Raw genomic sequence first — 6194 nt, 5'->3', positions numbered from 1 at the left:
TTTAGTTTTCAAAGAACAAGTCTCACCATCGCTCGAAAGCGACTTTATAATCTTACCAAGTTATCAACCTAAAGTCAACAACTTTTTGTATTTTTTTTAAATCAGTTACTGTCTCGCAGCAACAGATATTAATATACCACCATTCAAAGCAAGGCGCAATAGCTTTTTATTCTTTTTTTGCGATTTAATCAAAATAGAAATATTCGAATATTTCTTTCTTGAATATAAAAAAAGTGCCAGCAGCACCGGCACTTTTTTAAACTATTAACGATGGCGCATTAATGGGAATAATAGTACGTCACGAATTGATGGAGAATTCGTTAACAGCATGACTATACGGTCAATTCCGATTCCCAATCCGCCTGTTGGAGGCATACCATACTCTAATGCTTCGACAAAGTCCTCATCCATCATATGGGCTTCATCATTCCCTTGCTCACGTTCTTTCAACTGTGCTTCAAAACGCTCTCTTTGATCAATTGGATCGTTAAGCTCCGTAAAGGCATTTGCATGCTCCCGAGCCACAATAAATAACTCAAAGCGATCGGTGAATCTTGGGTCCTCGTCATTTTTCTTCGCAAGCGGAGAAATCTCTACTGGATGCCCATAAATAAATGTAGGCTGAATCAATTTTTCCTCAACCTTTTGCTCGAAGAATTCGTTAACGATATGACCATAAAGCATATTGTTATTAATTTCTACTCCGTGTTCTTTTGCAAGTTCACGCGCTTCCTCAACACTCATTTCCTTCCAGAAGTCTGCACCGGTATATTCTTTGATGGCATCGACCATATGAAGTCTTTTCCACTCAGGTTTAAGGTCGACTTCGTATTCACCGTATTGAATCGTTGTCGTACCTAATACTTCTTGAGCGATATGAGCAATCAAATTTTCTGTAAGACTCATGATATCGCGATAATCCGCATAGGCTTCATAAAGTTCAATCATTGTAAATTCCGGATTATGACGGGTAGATACACCCTCATTTCTAAATACGCGGCCAATTTCATAAACCTTTTCGAGACCGCCGACAATTAACCGCTTCAAATGAAGTTCGATAGCAATTCGCATGTATAATTCCATATCAAGAGCGTTATGATGCGTTATGAACGGGCGTGCAGATGCACCGCCTGCAATCGCATGCATCATTGGGGTTTCTACTTCCAAATATCCTTGGCTGTCTAGATAGCGCCGCATTGATTGAATGATTCGGCTGCGATCTATAAAAGTCTGTTTACTTTCTTGGCTCATAATTAAATCCAAATAACGCTGACGGTAACGCTGCTCAACATCCTTAAGGCCATGGAACTTATCCGGTAAAGGGCGTAGGGCTTTAGATAAAAACGTAAAGTCCTGAACTTTTACAGAAAGTTCACCTGTTTTAGTTTTAAATACACTTCCCGTTACTCCAATAATATCCCCTAGGTCAGCAGAATTAAAAATTTGATACTGTTCTTCCCCAATAGCATCCTGCCTGACGTAAATTTGAATTTGTCCCTTTAAATCTTGGATGTGGGCAAAGCCGGCTTTTCCTTTTCCGCGCTTTGTCATGATCCGTCCGGCTAGACTAACCGTTATATTATTATTATCAAGCTCTTCATTTTCCAATTCTTGATATTGTTCAAGTAAATCCATACTGTAGTGAGAACGGTCAAAACGCTTACCGAATGGATCTAAACCATTTTCACGCATGGTGTTCATTTTTTCACGTCTGACCAACAATTGGTCATTTAATTCTTCCTGACTCATGCTAATTCCACTCCATTTCATTCTTTTTTATGTAAAACTAAATGAATACTCGCCGATTTTTTACATACTACATTATTTTACACAAACTTGTGAATTCAGACATCAAAAATGTTTTTATATAGAATAAAAACTGCCAGTTATTGCACTGGCAGCTTCCTTTAGTCATCAAAAATATTATAGAAAATAGGCCTTTGAAAGTCAAACTTAACCAACAATTGCTTGGTTTTGTTCCTTTTCTTCTACCTCAATTACCAAATCATTTAATAATGTGACAAGATGTTCTCTTGTATTGCACTCATTGATGGCATTTCGAACTCTCGCATTACCGCGTACTCCTTTTAAATACCATGCAGCATGCTTACGCATTTCGCGGACGGCGATGTCTTCATTTTTCAACGCAATCAAACGGTCAAGATGAAGGATGCATACATCAATTTTTTCACGAACAGACGGCTCTGCCATTAGCTTCCCTGTTTCTAAATATTGCACCGTGCGGTAAATCATCCACGGGTTACCTAGAGCAGCTCTGCCAATCATGACGCCATCAGCACCGGTTTCATCAAGCATTCTTTTGGCATCCTGTGGTGTTTGAACATCGCCATTTCCAATAATGGGAATGTTTACGGATTGCTTTACCTCGCGGATAATATCCCAGTTTGCTTTTCCTTCATACATTTGCACACGGGTACGTCCATGAAGAGCAATTGCTTTTCCACCAGCACGCTCAACAGCTTGGGCATTTTTCACAGCAAAAATATGCTCTTCATCCCAGCCCATGCGCATTTTTACCGTTACAGGCTTTTCAACCTCGGCAACAACCGCGGAAACCATTTCATAGATCTTATTAGGATCTAGAAGCCATTTTGCCCCGGCATCACATTTTGTAATTTTCGGTACAGGACAGCCCATATTAATATCAATAATATCTGCATTTGTATTTTGATCAACAAATCTTGCCGCTTCAACAAGCGTTTCCCTTTCACCGCCAAAGATTTGCAAGCTTAACGGTTTTTCTCGTTCATCTATATAGAGCATATTCATGGTTTTTTCATTTTTAAAAACAATTCCTTTATCACTAACCATCTCGGCGCAAACTAAACCTGCACCAAACTCCTTTACGGTTAGACGGAATGCAGAGTTACAGACACCGGCCATCGGTGCCAAAACAACTGGATTCTTTATTTCAATATCACCAATTTTTAACATCCAACTACCTCCTATTCAAGCACCTGGCTGATCGTATGCCGTTAACGGTCACCTGCGCTTTTCTTATTCTTTTGGTGCTAAATCATCTATACTTATTCTCAAAGAATGAGCGATTCTTTCAAGCAGATCACCTGCTGGCAGGCGGTTCCCTCTTTCAATCTCTCCTAAAATTGATACCGATACACCTAGTTCCTTCGAAAAGCTTTCCTGTGTATAACCTTTTAGTTTTCGATAGGCTCGAATACGTCTTCCCCATTTTTCCGCTTCCATATCCGGACTCCTTCTTTATCTGGTAGTTCATTCAACAATAAGTTAAGAGGTTTTTCCACCCCGGGGATTCTATGGTCAGGATTTATTTCTACTAGCGGCGCCATGACAAACGCCCGCTCTACCATCCTTGGGTGCGGAACAGTAAGCTTCTCTGTTTCAATATTTTCTTGGTTAAACGTGAGAATGTCAAGGTCTATCGTCCGCGGCCCCCATCTAATTTTCCTTTTCCTTCCAAGATCCAATTCTGTTTTTAAACAGAAATCTAGTAACTCCATTGCACTTAACACCGTCTGAATCTCAATTACCATATTTAAAAATAAATCCTGATCCTCATAGCCTACAGGATCTGTTTCATAAACAGAGGAGTAATTTAACAATTTAATATCTGAATGACTTGTTAAAAGTTTTATTGCACTCGTTATATTATCATAACGGTTTCCGATATTAGAACCAAGAGCAATAAATGCTGTGTTTTCCACTTTTATCTACTCCTTGTTATTTCTACTGCAACAGACTGGTAATGGCCGGGAATTGGCGGATCCGGCTTAATTACTTTTACCGTAACATCGGATATAAGAGCGAATTTTTTTAGAACGGCTGCAGCAATTTTTTCCGCAACCGCTTCTACTAGCTTATATGGTTTCCCTTCAACAATTTCTTTGCATACTTCGTATAGCTCTCCATAATTGACAGAGTATTCTAGTTCATCCGTTTCGCCGGCTTTTTTTAAATCGACGGAAACGGATAAGTCTACAGCAAATCGCTGACCAAGCCGAGTTTCTTCCAGGAAAACTCCGTGATATCCATAAAACTCCATCCGATTAACATATATTTTATCCAATCATTACACCCTTCCCCATCATCGCATCCATCATTTTTGCCATTCGGCTCATTTCCTTTACATCGTGAATACGAATGATTTGACAGCCTTTTTGAATGCCGTAGCATACGGTTGCCCCTGTGCCTTCCATTCTTTCATTAACTGGGAGATTTAAAGCTTGTCCAATCATCGTTTTTCGTGATGTCCCTAAAAGGACAGGATAGCCGAGCTTTACCAAATTATCTAAGTTTTGCATCATGAGAAGATTTTCCTGATAGTCCTTTGCAAAACCAATGCCCGGGTCTAGAATAATATTTTCATCCCTTACGCCAGCTTTTTTCACATTGGCGATGCTTTCATAAAGATCATTCATCACGTCCCGAAAGAATACCTGATAATTTCGGTCATGACGGTTATGCATTAAGATGATTGGTACATTGTACTCAGCAGCAATCTTTCCCATTTGTTTATCCGCTTTTGCGCCCCATACATCATTAATGATATGGGCACCTGCTTCAATGGCCTGCTTCGCCACCTCTGCTTTATAGGTATCAATTGAAATCGGGATTTGTACATGCTCGGAAATGGCTTTTATCACCGGAATCACCCGTTCAAGCTCTTCCTCTACAGAAACAGCAGCAAAGCCCGGGCGTGTCGATTCGCCGCCGATATCAATGATATCCGCACCATTTGCCACCATTTCAATCGCACGTTCAATTGCACGTTCGATTTGATTAAATTTGCCGCCGTCCGAAAAGGAATCTGGAGTAGCATTTAAAATTCCCATTACAATTGTCTTTTTCGTAAAGTCCAAGGTATATGGGCCACAATGAATTTGTTCTTGAGGTGTTTTCAAACCATATCCCCCCTATGCTCGTTTTCACTTATTGTATCATATAAGAAACTTTATTTAGTTTACAAAAAAAAGAGGCATAGGCACCATAGCCAACACCTCTCATTATTTTTATATCAAAACTGTCCAGCTCCACAAGGAAGACTTCGGCAGCAATAGCAGCTCACGATGGAAAAGCAAAAGCTTTTTCGAGGAGTGCTAAACGGGAGCATCCATTATTCCTGTTATTCAACATCATATTGGTAAAGTGGTGTACTTAAATAACGTTCGCCGTTATCCGGGATAATCGCAAGCACCTTTTTACCTTTTCCTAGTTCCTTCGCCACCTTTAGAGCTGCGGAAATGGCTGCACCTGACGAAATACCGCCAAGAATTCCTTCTTCTTTAGCGGCACGGCGGGAAGCTTCAAATGCTTCCTCCGTTCCCACTTGAATAATTTCATTATAGATTTCAGTATTAAGCGTTTCAGGAACGAATCCTGCACCAAGTCCTTGAAGTTTATGCGGGCCAGGTTTGCCGCCGGATAGGACTGGAGAATCTTTCGGCTCAACTGCATAAATCTTTACTTCCGGGAATGTTTCTCGGAGCACACTGCCTGCACCTGAAATGGTTCCCCCTGTTCCGATTCCCGATACAAATGCATCCAATCGATCCATTTGCTCAACAATTTCCTTACCGGTTGTTCTTCTATGGACCTCAGGATTAGCTTCATTCTTAAACTGCTGCGGCAGAAAATAACCGTGTGCTTTGACAAGCTCTTCTGCTTTAGCAATTGCGCCCTTCATACCTTCTGGACCAGGTGTCAACACTAACTCAGCCCCGTAAGCACGAAGCAAGTTTCTTCTTTCCAAGCTCATTGTCTCCGGCATAACAAATACTGCTTTGTATCCCTTTGCTGCGGCAATCATCGCTAGACCAATGCCTGTATTTCCACTTGTCGGCTCAATAATGGTATCAATACCTGGTTTGATTAGACCTTGTTCTTCAGCAGCTTCTATCATTGCTAAAGCGATACGATCCTTAACACTGCTGCCAGGGTTAAAATATTCGAGCTTCAAATAAACTTCTGCACTGTTTTCATCTACTAATCTGTTTAACTTAACAATCGGTGTTTGGCCGACTAATTCGGCAACTGAATTTGCTACACGAACCATCAGGGAACCCCTCTCTATTCCGAGTATTTTTATTGGTTTTATAAAGAATTTACCAGTATTATACTTGTTTTGTCAATTGTTTTACACAGGGAATTTTATGATTATTTTATAAAAAGAAAAACACAGAAATTTATTCTGTGCT

General features: G+C 40.3%; 7 protein-coding genes. All 7 read right to left on the bottom strand.

The window, feature by feature from the left end; genetic code table 11:
• Positions 1-264 precede the first annotated feature (264 nt).
• On the bottom strand, positions 265-1749 hold the full coding sequence (gene lysS, locus V7150_RS14760) for a lysine--tRNA ligase (protein ID WP_335519585.1): 1485 nt from the start codon (positions 1747-1749) through the stop codon (positions 265-267).
• Positions 1750-1953: 204 nt separating this feature from the next.
• A complete protein-coding gene (dusB, locus tag V7150_RS14755) occupies positions 1954-2955 on the bottom strand; it encodes a tRNA dihydrouridine synthase DusB (RefSeq protein WP_335519583.1) in 1002 nt (333 codons plus the stop codon).
• Between the two features lie 63 nt (positions 2956-3018).
• Positions 3019-3225, bottom strand: a complete 207-nt coding sequence (locus V7150_RS14750; RefSeq protein ID WP_335519580.1) for a helix-turn-helix domain-containing protein — start codon at positions 3223-3225, stop codon at positions 3019-3021.
• Positions 3177-3704 (bottom strand): 2-amino-4-hydroxy-6-hydroxymethyldihydropteridine diphosphokinase, encoded by a 528-nt coding sequence (gene folK / locus V7150_RS14745; protein ID WP_335519577.1) that lies wholly within the window; start codon positions 3702-3704, stop codon positions 3177-3179. The genes V7150_RS14750 and folK overlap by 49 nt, the downstream gene beginning before the upstream one ends.
• Before the next feature lie 2 nt (positions 3705-3706).
• Positions 3707-4066 (bottom strand): dihydroneopterin aldolase, encoded by a 360-nt coding sequence (gene folB / locus V7150_RS14740; RefSeq protein ID WP_335519574.1) that lies wholly within the window; start codon positions 4064-4066, stop codon positions 3707-3709.
• Positions 4059-4901, bottom strand: coding sequence for a dihydropteroate synthase (gene folP, locus V7150_RS14735; protein ID WP_335519571.1), 843 nt, complete (start codon positions 4899-4901; stop codon positions 4059-4061). Before folP ends, folB begins: the two co-directional genes overlap by 8 nt.
• Before the next feature lie 221 nt (positions 4902-5122).
• Positions 5123-6052 (bottom strand): cysteine synthase A, encoded by a 930-nt coding sequence (gene cysK, locus V7150_RS14730; RefSeq protein ID WP_335519568.1) that lies wholly within the window; start codon positions 6050-6052, stop codon positions 5123-5125.
• Between the last annotated feature and the right edge of the window lie 142 nt (positions 6053-6194).

This window comes from Neobacillus drentensis (genome assembly GCF_036965245.1).
Classification (GTDB): Bacteria; Bacillota; Bacilli; order Bacillales; family Cytobacillaceae; genus Neobacillus; species Neobacillus drentensis_G.
This window is presented reverse-complemented; position numbering and strand designations above follow the sequence as displayed.